The 17,300-nt window shown below is 46.4% G+C and carries 17 protein-coding genes; 1 reads left to right on the top strand and 16 read right to left on the bottom strand.

Annotated features, from left to right (window positions below; translation table 11 throughout):
- Positions 1–20 precede the first annotated feature (20 nt).
- The 12 genes from AC07KQ_RS07905 to AC07KQ_RS07960 form a co-directional block, all read right to left on the bottom strand.
- Positions 21–1,814, bottom strand: a complete 1,794-nt coding sequence (locus tag AC07KQ_RS07905) for an ABC transporter ATP-binding protein (RefSeq protein ID WP_003590981.1) — start codon at positions 1,812–1,814, stop codon at positions 21–23.
- Complete coding sequence (locus AC07KQ_RS07910) at positions 1,804–3,561, bottom strand: ABC transporter ATP-binding protein (protein WP_016388323.1); 1,758 nt, start codon at positions 3,559–3,561, stop codon at positions 1,804–1,806. The genes AC07KQ_RS07905 and AC07KQ_RS07910 overlap by 11 nt, the downstream gene beginning before the upstream one ends.
- A gap of 141 nt (positions 3,562–3,702) precedes the next feature.
- Positions 3,703–3,924 carry a YneF family protein gene (locus AC07KQ_RS07915; RefSeq protein ID WP_003564771.1) on the bottom strand — a complete coding sequence of 74 codons (222 nt, stop codon included), beginning with the start codon at positions 3,922–3,924 and terminating at the stop codon, positions 3,703–3,705.
- A gap of 60 nt (positions 3,925–3,984) precedes the next feature.
- On the bottom strand, positions 3,985–4,230 hold the full coding sequence (locus tag AC07KQ_RS07920) for a DUF896 domain-containing protein (RefSeq protein WP_003658561.1): 246 nt from the start codon (positions 4,228–4,230) through the stop codon (positions 3,985–3,987).
- Positions 4,231–4,262: 32 nt separating this feature from the next.
- On the bottom strand, positions 4,263–4,439 hold the full coding sequence (locus AC07KQ_RS07925; protein ID WP_003564766.1) for a hypothetical protein: 177 nt from the start codon (positions 4,437–4,439) through the stop codon (positions 4,263–4,265).
- Between the two features lie 226 nt (positions 4,440–4,665).
- Positions 4,666–5,013, bottom strand: a complete 348-nt coding sequence (gene rplS / locus AC07KQ_RS07930) for a 50S ribosomal protein L19 (RefSeq protein WP_003564764.1) — start codon at positions 5,011–5,013, stop codon at positions 4,666–4,668.
- A 136-nt stretch (positions 5,014–5,149) separates the two neighbouring features.
- A complete protein-coding gene (gene trmD / locus AC07KQ_RS07935) occupies positions 5,150–5,917 on the bottom strand; it encodes a tRNA (guanosine(37)-N1)-methyltransferase TrmD (RefSeq protein WP_016388324.1) in 768 nt (255 codons plus the stop codon).
- Positions 5,907–6,425, bottom strand: a complete 519-nt coding sequence (gene rimM / locus AC07KQ_RS07940) for a ribosome maturation factor RimM (protein ID WP_003575298.1) — start codon at positions 6,423–6,425, stop codon at positions 5,907–5,909. Before rimM ends, trmD begins: the two co-directional genes overlap by 11 nt.
- A gap of 298 nt (positions 6,426–6,723) precedes the next feature.
- Positions 6,724–6,978 (bottom strand): KH domain-containing protein, encoded by a 255-nt coding sequence (locus tag AC07KQ_RS07945; RefSeq protein WP_003570439.1) that lies wholly within the window; start codon positions 6,976–6,978, stop codon positions 6,724–6,726.
- Between the two features lie 12 nt (positions 6,979–6,990).
- On the bottom strand, positions 6,991–7,266 hold the full coding sequence (gene rpsP / locus AC07KQ_RS07950) for a 30S ribosomal protein S16 (protein ID WP_003564756.1): 276 nt from the start codon (positions 7,264–7,266) through the stop codon (positions 6,991–6,993).
- Between the two features lie 144 nt (positions 7,267–7,410).
- Positions 7,411–8,847, bottom strand: a complete 1,437-nt coding sequence (gene ffh, locus AC07KQ_RS07955; RefSeq protein ID WP_003564751.1) for a signal recognition particle protein — start codon at positions 8,845–8,847, stop codon at positions 7,411–7,413.
- A gap of 12 nt (positions 8,848–8,859) precedes the next feature.
- Positions 8,860–9,201 (bottom strand): putative DNA-binding protein, encoded by a 342-nt coding sequence (locus AC07KQ_RS07960; protein WP_003564749.1) that lies wholly within the window; start codon positions 9,199–9,201, stop codon positions 8,860–8,862.
- Between the two features lie 406 nt (positions 9,202–9,607).
- Here AC07KQ_RS07960 and AC07KQ_RS07965 point away from each other — a divergent pair, with 406 nt between their 5' ends.
- Entirely contained in the window at positions 9,608–9,922 is a 315-nt protein-coding gene (locus AC07KQ_RS07965) for a hypothetical protein (protein ID WP_003564747.1), read from the top strand.
- 67 nt (positions 9,923–9,989) lie between these two features.
- Here the strand turns inward: AC07KQ_RS07965 and ftsY are convergent, their stop codons facing one another.
- From ftsY to AC07KQ_RS07985, 4 genes are all read right to left on the bottom strand, one after another.
- A complete protein-coding gene (ftsY, locus tag AC07KQ_RS07970) occupies positions 9,990–10,985 on the bottom strand; it encodes a signal recognition particle-docking protein FtsY (protein WP_003590985.1) in 996 nt (331 codons plus the stop codon).
- Positions 10,985–14,539 carry a chromosome segregation protein SMC gene (gene smc / locus AC07KQ_RS07975; RefSeq protein ID WP_016388326.1) on the bottom strand — a complete coding sequence of 1,185 codons (3,555 nt, stop codon included), beginning with the start codon at positions 14,537–14,539 and terminating at the stop codon, positions 10,985–10,987. The genes ftsY and smc overlap by 1 nt, the downstream gene beginning before the upstream one ends.
- A 17-nt stretch (positions 14,540–14,556) precedes the next feature.
- Complete coding sequence (gene rnc / locus AC07KQ_RS07980; RefSeq protein ID WP_003575305.1) at positions 14,557–15,252, bottom strand: ribonuclease III; 696 nt, start codon at positions 15,250–15,252, stop codon at positions 14,557–14,559.
- Between the two features lie 218 nt (positions 15,253–15,470).
- Entirely contained in the window at positions 15,471–17,261 is a 1,791-nt protein-coding gene (locus tag AC07KQ_RS07985; protein WP_480156536.1) for an oligopeptide ABC transporter substrate-binding protein, read from the bottom strand.
- Positions 17,262–17,300 lie beyond the last annotated feature (39 nt).

Below are 17,300 nucleotides of genomic sequence, written 5' to 3' on the forward strand. Positions count from 1 at the left end.
ATCTTTTTAATGATTTGCATTTATTCGGCATGATCGCCAATTTGCAGATGATACATTTCATAGTATCGGCCACGCTTGGCTAACAATTCGTCATGCGTGCCGCGTTCAACAATTCGACCTGCATTCAAAACTAAAATCAGGTTGGCATCTTGAATCGTTGATAGCCGATGGGCAATTGCAATTGTCGTTCGCCCTTGCCGAATCCGACGCAAGCCTTCTTGAATAACGGACTCTGTTTCCGTATCAATGTTGGCCGTCGCTTCGTCCAGTACGAGAATTTTCGGGTCAGTCACCACTGTGCGGGCAAAGGAAATCAGTTGTCGTTCGCCGCTGGAAAACTCAGTGCCACCTTCAATAACCTTGGCATGATAGGTGCCTGGTAGTTTATCGATAAAGCGATCAGCTTGCACAAACTCAGCCGCCTGTTTCACTTGCTCATCGGTAATACTGTCATTGAACAAGCGAATATTGCTACTGATATCGCCATAGAACATGAATGAATCCTGCAATACTAATCCTAATTTTTTCCGCAATTCTGGCATGGGATAGTCGCGAATGTCCACGTCATCAATTAAAATCTGGCCTTCACCAAACTCGTAGAACCGCATCATAACGTTGATAATCGAGCTTTTTCCGGAACCGGTGTGCCCGACCAAGGCCACGGTTTCCCCCGGATTGGCAACGAAGCTGATATCATGCAAAATATCGTGCTTGCCATCATAAGCAAAACTGACGTGCCGGAATTCGATTTTGCCTTGTTGGATCAGCGCATGAGCATCAGGATGCTGCGCTGGCGCATACTCTTGACTGTCGAGAATCCGGAAAATCCGGCTACCCGCAACAACGCCATCCTGCAAAAACGAAAGGTTATCCATCATATTAACCATCGGATTAAAGAAGTTTGCCGTGTAAGTCGTGAACGCATAGATCAGTCCAGCTTCCACGTAACTATGCATCGAAATCAATCCAAAGGCCCATAAAACCGCAATCAACGCAAAGGAATATAACAAGTTAATCACTGATGACAGCAACAAAGAATTGACGCGAATCATCGCCTTACGTGAGTCCAGATATTCCTCATTCGTCGCTTCGAATTCTTGACTAATGCGATTTTCCTGGCGAAACTGCTGAATGATGCCGATGCCTTCAATAGATTCGTTCAGTTGGGTATTCAACTCTGACAGTTTTTCACGCATGTGCCGATAAACCTTGGAACTGTAAGTGCTGTAATACCAGACCACTATGAGCAAAATGGGCAGAAAGGCAGCGACCATCAAGGCTATCTTTGGATTGGCCGCAAACATGATGGCAAAGCTGCTAATAACTGAGAATAACCCGACGATAACAGCTAAAATGACGTTCCAGAAATCGGAAAATGTCATTGTGTCATTGGTGACACGCGAAACAATCGAACCAGCTGGCGTTTGATCAAAATACCGCATACCTAACGTGTGCAGTTTGGCAAACAGCTGACGGCGAGCATCTTCTAAGCCGCGTTCTGCGCCCATGTTGAATAAAAATGTTTGAAAAAATTGGAAAACAGCTTTAACGAGCGTGCCAAATGCATAGAGTGCTGCAAACAGCAGCAGAATCTGAACCGTTGCACTTTGATTGGCCAAATAACGATCCATGAACTGTTGGAGAATGAATGGTAGCAAAACGTTCATGCCTGCAAGCAACGCAGCCGCCACAATGGCGCCAACGAACTGTCGCTTATACGGCTTAGTGTACCCCATCAGCCGCTTCATAATTTTGAGTTGTTGTCGAATCGGAATACTTTTCGACCAGGCACTCTCATACCCCTTACTTGCCAAGTGATTCACCTTCTTCCGCTGCTTCCATTTCTTGTTTTGCCCACATTTCGGCATACCAGCCATGCTTGGTAATTAATTGTTCATGAGTCCCGCGCTCAATCACCTGACCATTTTCAAGGACGAGAATCTCATCCGCATGCATCACTGAGCTGAGACGATGAGCAGCAATGATTGTCGTCTTATGGGCACGATCCTGCTTCATGTTGGCTAAAATTTCTTCTTCGGTTTTAGCATCCACTGCAGACAAGGCATCATCGAGAATCAAGAGTTCAGGCGCGTTGATCACTGCTCGTGCGATAGACAGCCGTTGCTTTTGACCGCCTGACAGACTGACTCCTTTTTCACCCACCAGCGTGTCATAGCCAGCCGCAAACTTTTTAATGTCCTCGTGAACAGCACTTTCTTTAGCCGCTTGCTCAACATCCTGTTGTCCCTTTTCGAACGCTGAAAAGCGAATGTTATCGGCAACTGTTGTCGAGAATAAGAAGTTGTCCTGTGGCACATAACCGATCGAATCTAACAAGGCGTCCAGTGAATAATCTTTGATATTATGGCCGCCAAAATCAATCACGCCATCGTAGTTATCAAACTCGCGTAAAAGCAACTTAAAAATAGTGCTTTTCCCGGCGCCGACCTTGCCGACAATCCCTAGCGTGTGACCTTCAGGCAGCGTAAAATGGACACGGCTTAAAGCGACCTGTTGATCATCCGGATAACTAAATTTATTGATTTGATAACGAATATCGCCATGCGCTGGTGTCGTAATCGCGTCTTTGGCTTCAAGGATCGTCGACTTTTCCTGCAACAGTTCATCGACCCGATCATAACTGGCATTCCCACGTTCTAGAATGTTAAACAATCGGCCAATCGCAAACATCGGCCACACTAATGCTGACACATACGTCACAAAGGAAACCAGTTGGCCAATCGTGATTTGTCCATGAACGACCTGCCAGCCGCCATAGATGATCGTGATGACATAGGTTAAGCCCATGATCAGACTTGTTGTTGGATCAAATAAGGCATCGATCATATTCACGCGCCGATTAATTTGCACGGTATGGTCGACAATTTGATTAAAATCTGCCGTATCTTCGGCTTCCTGGCCAAATGTTTTAATGACTTTAATGCCGCTGACACTTTCCTGCGTTTTATCATTCAAACGTGAAAAAGCCGCCTGCGATTCAGAAAAAGCCGCATGCAAGCGGGTGCCTAGTTTTCGTGCCATCACCGCCAACAATGGCATTGGCAAAATGGCAACAATCGTCAACCGCCAGTCAACGACCAACACCATCGCAATGATGGTGGTGCCGCCAGTAATCATGGAGTCGAACAAGGTTAAAATACCGGCCCCGGCAACGTTTTGCACCGCGTTCAGGTCATTGGTCGCATGTGCCATCAAATCCCCAGTACGGTGTTTTTGATAAAACGTGGCGTCCATTTTCATAAAGTGCCAAAATAGCCGCGTACGTAACGTTCGTTCAAGCTTCGCAGCGCCACCCCAGATCGCATTACGCCAGCCAAACCGGAATAAATACTGGGCAACCCCAGAAAACAGCAATAACCCCAGCATCCACGCCAAGTGACTGCTAGTTAACCGAGATTTGCTCATCGCATCAACGAGATCCCCAATAACTTTTGGCGGAATCAAATTCACCAAGGCCACAAGCAGCAAAAAAGTAACGCCGAGCAAATACCGGCGCCATTCTTGTTTAAAATACCAACCTAATTTTCTAAAGATTCCCACGACACTGCTCCTTAACCCTTTTGCTCATGGTTTCCCCATCAGCATCTCAAAATAATTAACGTTCTCTCATCATAGCACAAACGCACTGGGACACGAAAGCGCGATGACAAAGTGATTCCTGTCATCGCGCTTTCTTAGCAATTACTTAGCGTTACGTTGGGCTTGTTTCATTTGCGCCATCATCTGGTTCAGTTTCTTAGCAGATGGTTTTTGACCCATCTGCATCATCATCGTGCGCAGCATTTCTTCGTTCACAGGCGGATTATCCTGAAAATACTTCTTCATGTAAGCCCGTGCCCCGAAGAAACCGCCTGCCAAGCCGACCAGTAAGGCAATGATCCCCACAAGTACTGTGATTAACAATGTGCGGCCTCCTTCAAGTTTCATTCTTCATTGTACTAAAGCAGGTTGACGTTGAAAAGACTAATCTTTTCGCCAACCGTGTTCACGTTGAATCTTCTGAACTTTTTTGCTAGTGAGCTCCTTGCCTTTTTTATCAAAGACCTGCGTATGCTCGATTTGATCTCGCAATCCGGCACGAAAGTCCTTTAAATAAGCCTCGCGCAATTGTTGACGCTCGATTTTCTCTTCGGGTGTCAAACCAACACTGCGATCTTTTTTAGCTAATTCATTGATACGATCCAGTCGTTCTTTTGGTTGTTCTGCCATCATGCTACCTCCTACAATTTCAGTGGCGTGCATCAGTTGAGTTGCACTGCGGCGTAACGATAATTCGCCGCCTCATGCTTAGGATAAGGCGCATTCTTTAACATCGCAACATATTCTGCGGCTCGTCGTTCTGACGAGAAGGCTTTCAACAACTCAGTCGGTGCCGACTGATCCGCATAGTAGACGATGTAGACAAGCTGATCATCCATCAGCCTTCACCTCGAGTCTGTGGGTGCTTCTTTTTTGCGTGTACGAGTTTTCCATCCTACTCATGCTTCGCTATAACGCGCTTGCCAGCCCAGAAACCTGCATGTAAGGACATCAGTTGCAATGACTAAAAGCCGGCCATCACGACCGAGACCACTTACACACCGTTTTCTAAGCGGGCTGGCTCACGCTCAAAAAAAAAGACCGTTTGCCGGCCTTTTTCCAGTATTAACGACGCTTTTCGCGGATACGAGCTGCTTTCCCACGTAATGCGCGCAGGTAGTAGAGCTTTGCCCGACGAACTTGGCCGTGACGGGTAACTTCGATCTTTTCAACACGTGGTGAATGTAACGGGAATGTCCGTTCCACACCAACGCCGTTTGAGATCTTACGTACTGTATAAGTAGCGGAAATGCCAACACCGTGACGCTTGATAACAACGCCTTCGAAGAGCTGGATACGTTCGCGTTCGCCTTCAACAATCTTGGCATGGACACGGACGTTATCACCAGGACGGAAGTCTGGAATGTCATCGCGTAACTGTTTCTTGGTAATTTCTTGAATCAATGGGTTCATGGGTATTTCTCCTTTGCCGACATTCATAATCATCCCGACCAGCGGAATGTCGTTGATGTGTGACGTATCACAGTTAATAAGTTTACCATGACTGGTTGGACGTGTAAAGGTGAAAATCTTTACGGTATGCTAACGTTCAGGATTGATTCTTCAATCTTGCTTCTGCCGCCTTAGTAGCTTCTTCTGTTTTAACTTCTCGCAAGAGTTTTTGAGCAGTTTGATCGAGGGTAATGGTTTTCAAAAGATCTGGACGGCGAAGATAGGTGCGGCGAAGGCTTTCCTTTTGGCGCCAGCGAGCGATGAGTTGGTGATTGCCATTTTGGAGGACTTCAGGCACTTTCATCCCCCGGTATTCTGGAGGCCGGGTGTATTGCGGATACTCGAGGAGACCGTTCTCGAAGCTATCGGTGTGGGCACTTTCATCATTGCCGAGAACGCCTGGCAGGAGACGGACAATAGCGTCAATCATGACCATAGCAGGGAGTTCACCACCAGTGAGAACGTAATCGCCTAATGAATATTCATCGGTGACAAGCGTGCGGATGCGTTCATCATAGCCTTCGTAGTGGCCACAGATGAAGACGAGATGATCTTCTTGCGATAACTCTCGAGCGGCTTGATGGTTGAACTTCTTACCAGCCGGGTCCATTAAAATGACTCGCTTTGGACTGGGGTGACGTTCGTTGATGCCATCCATCGCCTCAAATAGCGGTTCTGGTTTCAACAACATGCCTGCACCGCCACCATATGGCGTGTCATCAACATGATGATGCTTGTCATGACTATAGCTGCGATAATCCACCACATCAAAATTAAGTAGCTCGCGTTCAATCGCCTTGCCGATCATGCTTTCGCGCAACGGCTCAAACATATTCGGAAAAAGACTTAAAACATCAATCTGCATCGTCAATCAACCCTTCCGGCACGATCACATGCGCCACTTTCTGATCTAAGTCGATGGACTGGACAACGGATTTTAGGAAAGGCAGTAAAATATCGCTTTTACCGCTACGAGGAATAACCCACACGTCATTGGGACCCGGGCTTAAGATTTCATTGACTTTGCCGAGCGTCTGACCTTGTTCATCAATAACCGTTAAGCCGATAATGTCTTTGTAATAGTAACTTCCCTCGTCCAGCGGTTGTAACGCTGTCTCGGTAACTTGTAGTTTCTTGCCTTTAAATGGCAGGACTTGATTAATATCGGTGTAATCCTTAAAGGTCAGCAAGGTGAGCCCCTTGTGTTCTCGCACGGATTGAATCGTTAAGGCAGTTTTTGGTGATGTTGCCACATAAACAGTGTTACCAACCTTAAAACGATCGGCCGGGAAATCGGTCGTGACAAGGACGCGTACTTCGCCACGAATACCGTGCGTGTTCACAATGGTGCCGATGTCATAATAATCAGGCATGTTCTTCCTCCTCTAAACGCGCTCACAGTCGCAGAAACCTCCACATAAGGACCTTGAACCTAAATAGCTAAAGCCCAGCCATTTAGGCTTGAGGCCACTTATGTTCCGGTTTCTAATCGCTCCTGTTCGCGCTCTTCTCAAACGCGTTCGCTGGCCCAGAAACCTCCGCATAAGGACCTTGAACTTAAATGCCAAAACCCAGCCATTTAGGTTCAAGGCCACTTATGCTCCGCTTTCTAACCGGGCCAGCGAACGCTCTTTCAAAATAAAAAGACCGACGCGGTATGCGTCAGTCTTTTTATTCTGCATGCGATGCATCCAAAATATTGAGCCGCACCCGCTTGTTGTACGGGCTTTTGACACTATATACAATGGTTCGGATCGCTTGCGCAACCCGACCTTGTTTGCCGATCACGCGGCCGACATCTTCAGGTGCCACAGCCAAATCAAAGGCCATGTAATCACCTGTTTCATGCGCAGTCACCTTGACGGCTTCTGGTTGTGTAACCAACGGGGTGACGATTGCTTGAATCAAGCTGCCGATATCCACCATTGATAACCGCCTTTATTTCTTGGCAAAGCGCGCTTCGTGATACTTCTGCATGATGCCCTTGCTACCAAGCAAGTTACGTACAGTATCTGAAGGTTGTGCGCCTTTTTGAAGCCAGTTCAAAATATCTTCTTCATTTAATTTCAAATCGACTGGATTAGTCAACGGGTTGTAATAGCCCACGGCTTCGATGAAACGACCGTCACGCGGGGAGCGTGAGTCTGCTACAACGATCCGGTAGAAAGGCTTACGCTTTGAACCCATCCGCTTTAAACGAATTTTAACTGCCACTAAGTCCACCTCCTGCTCATTTATCAACCTTGATAGCATAGCAAAAATATTTTAAGCTGTAAAGCCTTTTTTCTTTACACAGGTAAAATGTGTCGTTTGGCAACGGTCTTGTTCCTAATTGGCTGGTCAGGAAAAAATTGATTTTTAGGAATGGAAACGCTTGGCATTTTTCAGCCGACGTTTCTTGTTCTTCTTTTGTTTACGGACCATTGAGTTCATCGCCATTTTGCCAAGTTTGCCAGAAACGCCGCCGCCCATGAGACCGTCGAGGCCCTTCATGTTACCTTTGCTCATCTGGTTCATCATTTGCTTGCTTTGATTAAACTGCTTAATCATCCGATTGACTTCAACCACTGGCCGGCCAGAACCTGCAGCCAACCGCCGCCGTCGACTTGGATTGAGGAGATCTGGATCTTCGCGTTCTTGCGGTGTCATCGAGTAAACTATCGCCTTCATGTGGGCAATGTCTTTCGGATCCATTTTGACATTGGCCAAGGCTTTGTTGTTCGCCATTCCTGGGATCATTTTCATGATATCTTCCAGCGGACCCATTTTGCTAATCTGATCCATTTGATCCAGAAAATCATTGAAGTCAAAAGAATTCTCGCGAATTTTTTCAGCCATTTCCATGGCTTGTTTTTCATCGTAATTCTTCTGTGCCTTGTCAATCAAGGTGAGCATGTCACCCATGCCCAGAATTCGGTTGGCCATGCGATCAGGATAGAAGACATCCAGCGCATCCATCTTTTCACCTTGACCAATGAACTTGATCGGCTTGCCAGTGACGGCACGAATGGACAGTGCGGCACCGCCACGGGTGTCGCCGTCTAGCTTGGTTAAGACAACGCCAGTGATGTCCAGCTGCTCATTGAAGCCTTTAGCAACATCAACCGCGGCTTGCCCAGTCATGGCATCAACGACAAGCAAAATGTCGTTAGGATGGGCTAGTTCCTTGATGTTTTTCAGCTCGTTCATGAGCTTTTCGTCAATCTGCAGTCGGCCGGCAGTATCGATCAGTACATAATCATTCTTATTTTCTTTGGCAGTCGCCAACCCTTGGCGAACAATTTCGACCGGATCAACGTCGGTTCCCATTTCGAAAACTGGCACGTTGAGCTGTTTGCCGATAGTCTGCAACTGATCAATCGCTGCTGGCCGGTAAACGTCAGCAGCGATCAATAATGGCCGCGCACTGTCATTGTCCATCAGATACTTGGACAACTTACCGACAGTTGTGGTTTTCCCGGCCCCTTGCAAACCAGCCATCATGATGACAGTCGGAATATGTGGTGCCTTGTTCAGTGGCACTGCCGCCTCGCCCATCGTCTTGACCAACTCGTCATTGACGATTTTAATGATCTGCTGTGATGGGGTTAAACTTTCAAGCACTTCAGCGCCAAGCGCCTTGGTGCGGACGTTTTTAATAAATGTTTTGACAACATCAAAATTGACGTCGGCTTCCAACAAAGCCAAGCGAATTTCGCGCATTGCATCGCGAATATCGCTTTCACTGACCTTACCCTTACGCCGCAGTCCGCTGAAAGCCTTCTGCAGTCGTTCTGATAATCCTTCAAATGCCATAATTTCCCCCTGCTATTTCGCGGTTTGATCCGCGACTCGTTCTAATAAGGTACTTAATGCCTTGTCGTCTGGATAATGTGTACGCGCATAACTCACTAACGTATCAACAGCTTCATTTTGCGCTTGATAGTTGGCGAAAAGATGCAACTTCTTTTCATACTCTTCCAAGCTAGCCTCGGTACGTCGAATGTTGTCATACACGGCCTGACGCGAGACGTTAAACTCGGTTGCAATCTCGCCGAGTGAGTAATCATCACCGTAATATAATGCCAGATAGGCATGCTGTTTGTCCGTCAATAACGGCCCGTAAAACTCAAACAGCGAGTTCATGCGATAATTTTTTTCGATTTCCATCATGTCATTCCTTTAATCCCATGATTGCCGGCAACTCAGTTTCCCCGGCCGCTTGAACATGGTCCTTGTATAAGGATACCGGTATCGCTGAAAATGGTCAATTACTTAAAAAATTAGGTTGATGGCCACGGAGCTAAATACTAGCGTAGAAAACCAGCTTCGACTATCGGTGGATAACAGCCAAGAAATAGGGTCGAAGAAAAGATTGCTTTCTTGCAATTGCTTCAAAAACACATTTGCATCCGTAGAAACCTGTACATAAGGACCTTGAAGCTAAATGGCCAAAATCCAGCCATTTAGCTTCAAGGCCACTTATGCTCCGGTTTCTAACCGCGCCTGTTCGCGCTCTTCCAGTTTCCCCTAGTTTCGTGGTACACTGAACATGTGAAAAATTGGAGGGAAGAATATGGTCTCAACCTTTATTTACTGGGCCGTGTTTGCCGCTCTCGCTGCTTGGGGACTGTGGAGTTTGGTCTTCTCATGTGTTTACCTGAGCAACCATGAAAACGGCAATTTGTGGTTCTTTGCTATCATTAACGCGATTCTTGGCCTTCTAGGCTGGTTATTCGCTTGGATCATGAGTAATACGGCATGGCAACAATACTGGTTTGCAAGTAAGGTGCAGCCATCTGCATGGTTCACCTACCTGCTCATCGGTTACCTTGTCTTGATTGTCCTACAGGTCATCCTTGGCCGGGAGAAGAAAGTACAAGCGGCTTAATGTCATAAAAAAAGCGTCGTACTGGTTTTTCGCCAGCACGGCGCTTTTTCGTTATTCCTCATTTTAATTAAGCTTCGACCTTAATCAAACCCTTAAATAGTCCGGCCACAAATTTAGTTGGATCAAAAGCTTGTAAGTCGTCCATCTTTTCACCAAGGCCGACAAGTTTGACCGGTACATGCAGTTCATTGCGGATTGCCAACACAATTCCGCCTTTCCCTGAACCGTCAAGTTTTGTCAAAACAATTCCAGTGATTTTAGTTGTTTGATTAAACTCCTTAGCCTGATTAAGTGCATTTTGACCGGTTGTCGCATCCAGAACCAGCAAGACTTCCTGTGGTGCATCCGGCAATTCGCGAACAATGACCCGCTTGATTTTGTTAAGCTCATTCATCAAGTTGACCTTATTTTGCAATCGGCCAGCTGTATCAACAAGCACAACATCAAATTGCTCATCCTTGGCGCGTTTGACGCCATCAAAAACCACCGCGGCCGGATCGCCGCCTTCTTTCGTGGCAACGACAGGTACATCAACCCGGCGACCCCATTCCTGCAATTGCTGGATGGCGCCAGCACGAAATGTATCGGCAGCAACTAGCAGAACCCGCTTGCCTTCTTCCTTTAGCTGGTGGGCAAGCTTGCCGACCGTTGTTGTCTTACCAGCACCGTTGACGCCGACAAACAGGAACACACTTGGCCCTGATTCAGCAAAATGTAGGGCATTGTCTTCATCCTTACCAGCATCGCCATACATATCCACCAGCTTCTCCACAATCACACGGGAAACGGCCTTAGGGTCTTTGGCATTTTTAAGCTTAACTTCTTCACGCAGGTCGTCACTAAGCTTAACTGCCGTTTCAAAGCCGACATCAGACTCAATCAGCATCTCTTCAAGATTGTCAAAAAAGTCTTCGTCGACACTACGAAAATTAGCAAACAGTGCATTGAGTTTTTCACCAAAACTACTGCGGCTTTTTTCTAGGCCCTCATCATATTTATTTTCTTCAGGCGTTTCCGGTTCATCACCGGTAAACGCCTTTTTGATCGCATCAAAAAGTCCCATTAATTGATCGCTTCTTTCTGTGATTGATCCAGACTAACAGCCATAATTCGGCTAACACCTGATTCTTGCATCGTGACACCATACAATACATTCGCTGCAACCATCGTGCCATGCCGGTGAGTGATGACAATAAATTGTGTGGCGCTAGCATAATGCCGTAAGAATTCACCAAATCGATTGACATTAACATCATCTAACGAAGCTTCAACTTCATCGAGGATGGAGAATGGTACCGGACGCACTTTTAAAATTGCAAATAACAGAACAATCGCCGTTAGCGCCCGTTCGCCACCGGATAGAAGGGAAAGCCGAGTCAGTTTTTTGCCAGGCGGCTGAGCGGAAATCTCGATCCCTGTTGCGAGCAAATCATCCGGATTCGTAAGGCTCAAATGTGCATGACCGCCACCAAACATTTGCGGGAAAATTGCTTCAAAAGCACTATTGGTCTGATCAAACATATCCTTAAATCTTGTTTTGACCGTTTCATCCAATTCGTGCATCGTTTCTTCTAACTGCTGCTTAGCCTCTAGAAGATCATCTTGCTGCTTGGTGAGAAATTCGTAGCGTTCATTGACTTCCTTAAACTGATCAATTGCGTTGAGGTTCACCGGTCCCAACTCATCAATGCCACGCTTTAAAAGCTTGAGTTTACTTTTCAATTCAGGAATTGGCGCGTGATCGGCTGTCACTGCTTCCTTAGCGGCCTCGTAAGTCAACTGATAATCCTCAGCTAAAGTATTCAACCGAGCATCCAAACCTAGTTTAACTCGATTCAAAGCAACCGCTTGCTGCTCAGAAGTTGCCATAGCTTGGTGTTGTTGCTCATAAGTGGTCGTAATACGCGCCGATATTTGACTCAGCTTACCACGATTTTCCGCCTTTTGTTGTGTTAATTTGGTTTGATCCGCTTTGAGCTGCTTTAATTCAGTTTGCAAATTCGCGATCGTAGCGGTACGACTGGCCTTTTCTGCAGCAGTTTCTTCGGCCGTCGCAGTAATGTGCTCAATTCGTTGTTGCAAATCGGTCGCTTGGACTTGCGCATCGCGTGCTTGCGTCTGCCATTGCCGTTGCTGGTCATTCAAGGTCTGCAAATCATTGGTTGTGACTGCTAGCTTGGTCTTCAACGCATTAACCGTTGCTGCATGCTGGGTGCTGGATGCCGTTGCCGCCGCAACAGCCGCCTTAGCATTTTCAATAGTTGCTTGTGCTTCAGCAATATCTTGAACCAATTTTTTACCTTGGTGCTGCAACTCAGTTAATTTGGCACTAAGATCTGCCTGCGCCGTATCTGCTTGTTGCGCCGCTGCCAGCTGACGTTGCGCCTGACGCAAGGTTTCCGCTTGGGCTGTGTGCTGACTCGTAATTGTTGTCAACTTTGCGGTTAATGACTGTGCCTGTTGGGAAGCCGTTTGCCAAGCTGCCTGGGCCACGTTTTCTTTTTTCGTCAAAGCAGTCAAATCAGCTTGCTTTGCCTTTAATGTTTCGACAAGCGTTTGCAGTTGGACCTTTAAATGCCGGGCCTCTTGACTGCGAGCAAGCGGCGATGCTTGGCGTCCCTGCTTGACTTGGCCCCCAGTCAACGAACCCCCCGGATTTAAAATGTCGCCAGCTGTTGTGACAATTCGATAACGATGGTGGGTGGTATTGGCAATCACGATGGCATGTGGCAAGGTATCCACCATCAAAACGCTGCCGAGTAAGTTCGCCATGACGTGTGCCAAATCTGCAGGATATTGGGCTAATTGCAACCCAGTGCCTAAAAAGCCTTCAGCACCTTCAACCAACTGTAGAACCGCACTGGGCAGCTCTCTCGGCCGCATAACGGCAGCCGGCAGGAAAGTCGCCCTACCTGCTCGTTGTTGCTTGAGCAGGCTAATGGCACGTTGTGCAGCCGCTTCGTCACGGGTCACAATGGCCTGTAAGTTGCTACCCAAGGCTAAGTCAAACGCCTGTTGATAGGTAGTTGGAACCTCAAGTAATTCTGCGACCGCACCAATCACTCCGGGAAGTTGATCCTTATGCTTTAAAACCACCCGAACCCCATTGTAAAAGCCAGCATAATCATCATTCAGTTCGGATAACGTTTCATATCGCGCCCGACTGCGCTGATAGGTGGCCAGCTCGTCTTGATAAGCTTGCTGTTGGGCCGCCCGTTGTTGCTGCAATTGATCACGATCAGTTTTGGCCTGCTCAACGGCTGTTTGCTGTTCATCAACCTCTGCTTGCAACTGTTGCTGCTGCGTCAATAATGCAGTGACCTTGGCTTCCTGATCCTGTGCATGTTTACTCAGTTCGTAAATCCGACGATCATGCGCAGCATTTTGGCTGGCGGCTAACTGTTGATCTTTTTGTAAAGCAGCCTGAGCATTTTTGTTATCGGCCTGTGATTTTAACAGATCAATATAATGATTCTGGGCTACTTCCACTTGTTGATTCAGTTTGGCTGGATCCTGGTTTGCCTGTTTCTGCTGGGCTAATTCTTGCTTAATTGCTTGCTCTTTTTCGGCGGCAGCAGTTGTTTTTGTCTTAAGTTCCTTCAGTCGCTGATTTGCTTCTGTTAACGCTTGTTGAGCACGCGCCAGTCGTTCCTTTAAATCAGCCAACGTGGTTTCAGCATTAGCAGAACGTTCACTAGATAGGTTGGCTTCTCCGCTAAGATTCTCAAGCTTCATCGACCGGCTCAAGACCTGGTCATTCAACTGATTAAGTTGGTTCTCAAACTGTCGATCTACGGCACTTAACCGCTCCGACTGATCTTCCAAATCTTTAACCTTCGCCGTCAAAGCGGCGATGGTTTCCTTGGTGACCTTAGCCTCACCTTGGGTTTTCTCCTGTTCAGTCGCTAGTTGTTCGATCTCTAAGGCTAATAAAGTTTGATGAATCTGATGATACTCGCCGGATTGTTGTTGATAGTCCTTCGCCAACGAAGCCTGCTCACGTAATGGTTCCACCTGATGCTTCAATTCCACGATAATATCGTTGATCCGCGCCAGATTATCATCGTTATTGGCGAGTTCTCGTTCTGCCTTGGTTTTCTGTTGTTTATATTTATAAACGCCAGCGGCTTCTTCAATAATGCCCCGGCGTTCTTCTGGTTTACTATTAAATATGGCTTCAACCCGCCCTTGGGAAATGAACGAAAAGCTTTCACGCCCTAAGCCGGAATCCATGAACAAATCCACGATATCTTTCAGCCGAACATCTTGACCATTTAATAAAAATTCAGATGTCCCATCTCGATAAAGTCGCCGAGTGACAGAAACTTCATCAGGTTGATTTTTCAGATAACCATCATGATTATCAAAAGTCATCGTGACAGATGCACGATTAAGCGCTGGTCGCGTATCAGTGCCTGCAAAAATCACATCGCCCATCCGTTCGCCGCGCAGGCTTTTAGCACTTTGTTCGCCTAAGGCCCAGCGGATGGCCTCAGTGATATTACTTTTGCCACTGCCATTAGGTCCGACAATCCCAGTTAAACCCGACACAAAATCAATCTCAGTTTTGTCTGCAAATGATTTGAAGCCATTAATGATTAAACGCTTTAATTGCATGATGACCCCAATTCTACTTACCGTTTCAAGCTTGCTAATGCAGCTTTTGCAGCAGCTTGCTCAGCCGCTTTCTTATTCTTGCCAAAACCGGTACCCAAAACCCGGCCATCGACTTCGACATCAACGTGGAACTGCCGCTCATGGGCTGGTCCCTGCTCATCTAATAAGTGATAAACAATCGCCACATCACCATTTTGCTGCAAAACTTCCTGTAAAGCCGTTTTGTGGTCTTGATCGGCTGAAAACTCTCCCGCATCAATTTTCGGGAAAATAATCTGCTGAGCAAACCGAATGTTGGCATCGCGTCCTTGATCAAGGTATAAGGCGCCATTGAAGGCCTCAAATAAATCTTCTAACAACGTTAAGCGTTTCCGCGCCCCAGCCTTTTCCTCACCTTTACCAAGTTTAATATACCGGTCGAAATGCGCTTCTTTTGAAAAAGCCGAGAAGGCCGCTGTCTGAACAGCCGCTGCCCGAATTCGGGTGAGATCGCCTTCGGGTTTGTCGGGAAACTTGCGATACAAATAATCTGAAACTGTCAATTCCAAGACAGCATCGCCTAAAAATTCCAATCGTTCATTGTCTTTTAAACCTAATTCTTTATGTTCATTCACATATGAGGAATGCGTAAACGCCTCATCCAAAAGACTGAGATCATGAAACTCGATCCCATAACGTTGACGCAATTCACTCACAAACTCTGAGGCAACCATTAAAAATCCTCCTCGAAAATGCATGCATGAGCTCGTGAACGGCCTGGGTCATAAGTTTAGAAGTACCTATCAGGCGCTGGCTATCACTTCTAAGCAGCTGACACGCCGTTGCTAAACCGGACGCATTCACGCGCTCTTTTTTTATTACCTTCTAATTATACAAGAGCGCACAAAAAAAGACACCTGCGATTGCAGGTGTCTCTTCGAATCAGACGTGATTAATCTTTAGCTGTCGTATTACTTGTAACAGCGATCTTAGCCCAATTCAAGTTCTGTGATGATGCATAGTCGACACTCGCGTTCTTCACACGCTTGTTAACTGGGAAAATCTGTTGACGATACAGCATTGGGATGACAAAGGCCTCATCATTAGCATATTCTTGCCACTTCTTGAAGGCATTGTCACGATAGCTTTGACTCATCGCCTTTTGACCATCAATATCGTTTAACAGTTGCGTGTTTTTAGCTGAAGCAAAACGCGTGTAGTTAAACGGTGCCTTCTGAGAATAAAGATCCATTGGTGACGGATCGGATGACAGCTGCCATGCAGCTTGATAAACATCAATACTCTTATCATCCTTTTGAACCTTATCATAGAAGGAATTGAATTCCATCAGTCGACCTGTGGTTAACTTGACACGCAAGCCAATCTTCTTCCATTGCTGGATGTAATCTTGCGCAATTGGTTGAGCAGTTGAGCCGCCAGCCATGGTAGCAAAATTAATGGTTAGCTTCTTGCCATCTGGATCTGTCCGGTAACCATCTTTGCCCTTCTTGTAGCCTGCCTTGTCCAGTAAGCTATTAGCCTTCTTAATATTAAGGTTATAACCATCAATATTAGCATGAGCTTTACCAAATACAGGAGGAATTAATGTTGTTGCACGTGAACGAGTGCCGTTGTAGAACTTGGAAGCAACTTCATCGTTGTTAAGTGCATAACCCATTGCCTGACGCAAACTCTTGTTAGCCATCTTGGCTTTCGGATTATAAACGTTTTCGCTCTTACTGTCGTCCCACTTGCCAAGTTTGAAGCCAATGTAAGTATAAATCAAACCTTGGCGGCCGAGATTTTCATACCCCTTGACACTCTTCCAATCGTTCCAAGTATCAGTGCCCATTTCATAAACAAGGTCGTATTTATGATTCTTCAAGGCTGAAGTACTGGATGCTGAAGATACATTTTCAAAGGTAATCTTATCCAGCTTTGGCGTACCGTTCCAGTAATACTTGTTTGGCGTATATTGAACGCTTTGGCCAGCAACAATCTTGCTCATCTGATAAGGTCCAAAGAAGAGTGGCTTCTTGCGAATCTTATCGCTAGATTCCAGCTTATCAAAAGCAACATCATGCAGATAATGATATGGTGCAGCACTTTCCAAGAAGTAACCATTACCTGACGTATTGAAGGAAGGCTTCATTTCTTTAAAATGAATAACCAAAGTATTACCATTATCGCCCTTAGGCATTGTCAACCCAGAAATCGAGTCAGCCTTGCCTTCGTGATATTCGGTCAACCCTTCAATATTTTGCAAAGATTCAGTATAACGCTGACTCTTTGAAGCCTTATTCGCAATGATCTCGTATGCATAAACTAAGTCACGTGCAACAACCGGCTGGCCATCAGACCACTTAACATTTGGCTTAACCGTCACCGTGATTGTTTTGGCATTGTTATCCTGCTTCAATGTGGCCGCACCTGAGTTATTGAACTTGAAGGTGCTGTTAAAGCCAAAAAGACTTTCAGCAGCCGGGTACATATAGTCATTATCGTAGGCATCTGTATACAACTCTTCGTTGAAAACCCCCTTAAATGGTGAGTCGTCAACGACACCGACGTTAAGATTACCACCCTTAATCGCCTTCTTGGTGTTGTTATAAGAGATCGGTAACTTCACAGCCTTATTGGACGTGCTTGAGCTGGAGTTTGAACTCTTGCTACCACAGGCTACCAAGGTGATTGATAAGGCGGTAGCGAGTGTGATCATTCCGAGCACAGAACGCTTTTTCATACTTCTTCCCCCTTCCGCGTCGTCATCGCAATATGTAAA

Source organism: Lacticaseibacillus sp. YLM2-1 (assembly GCF_056583465.1).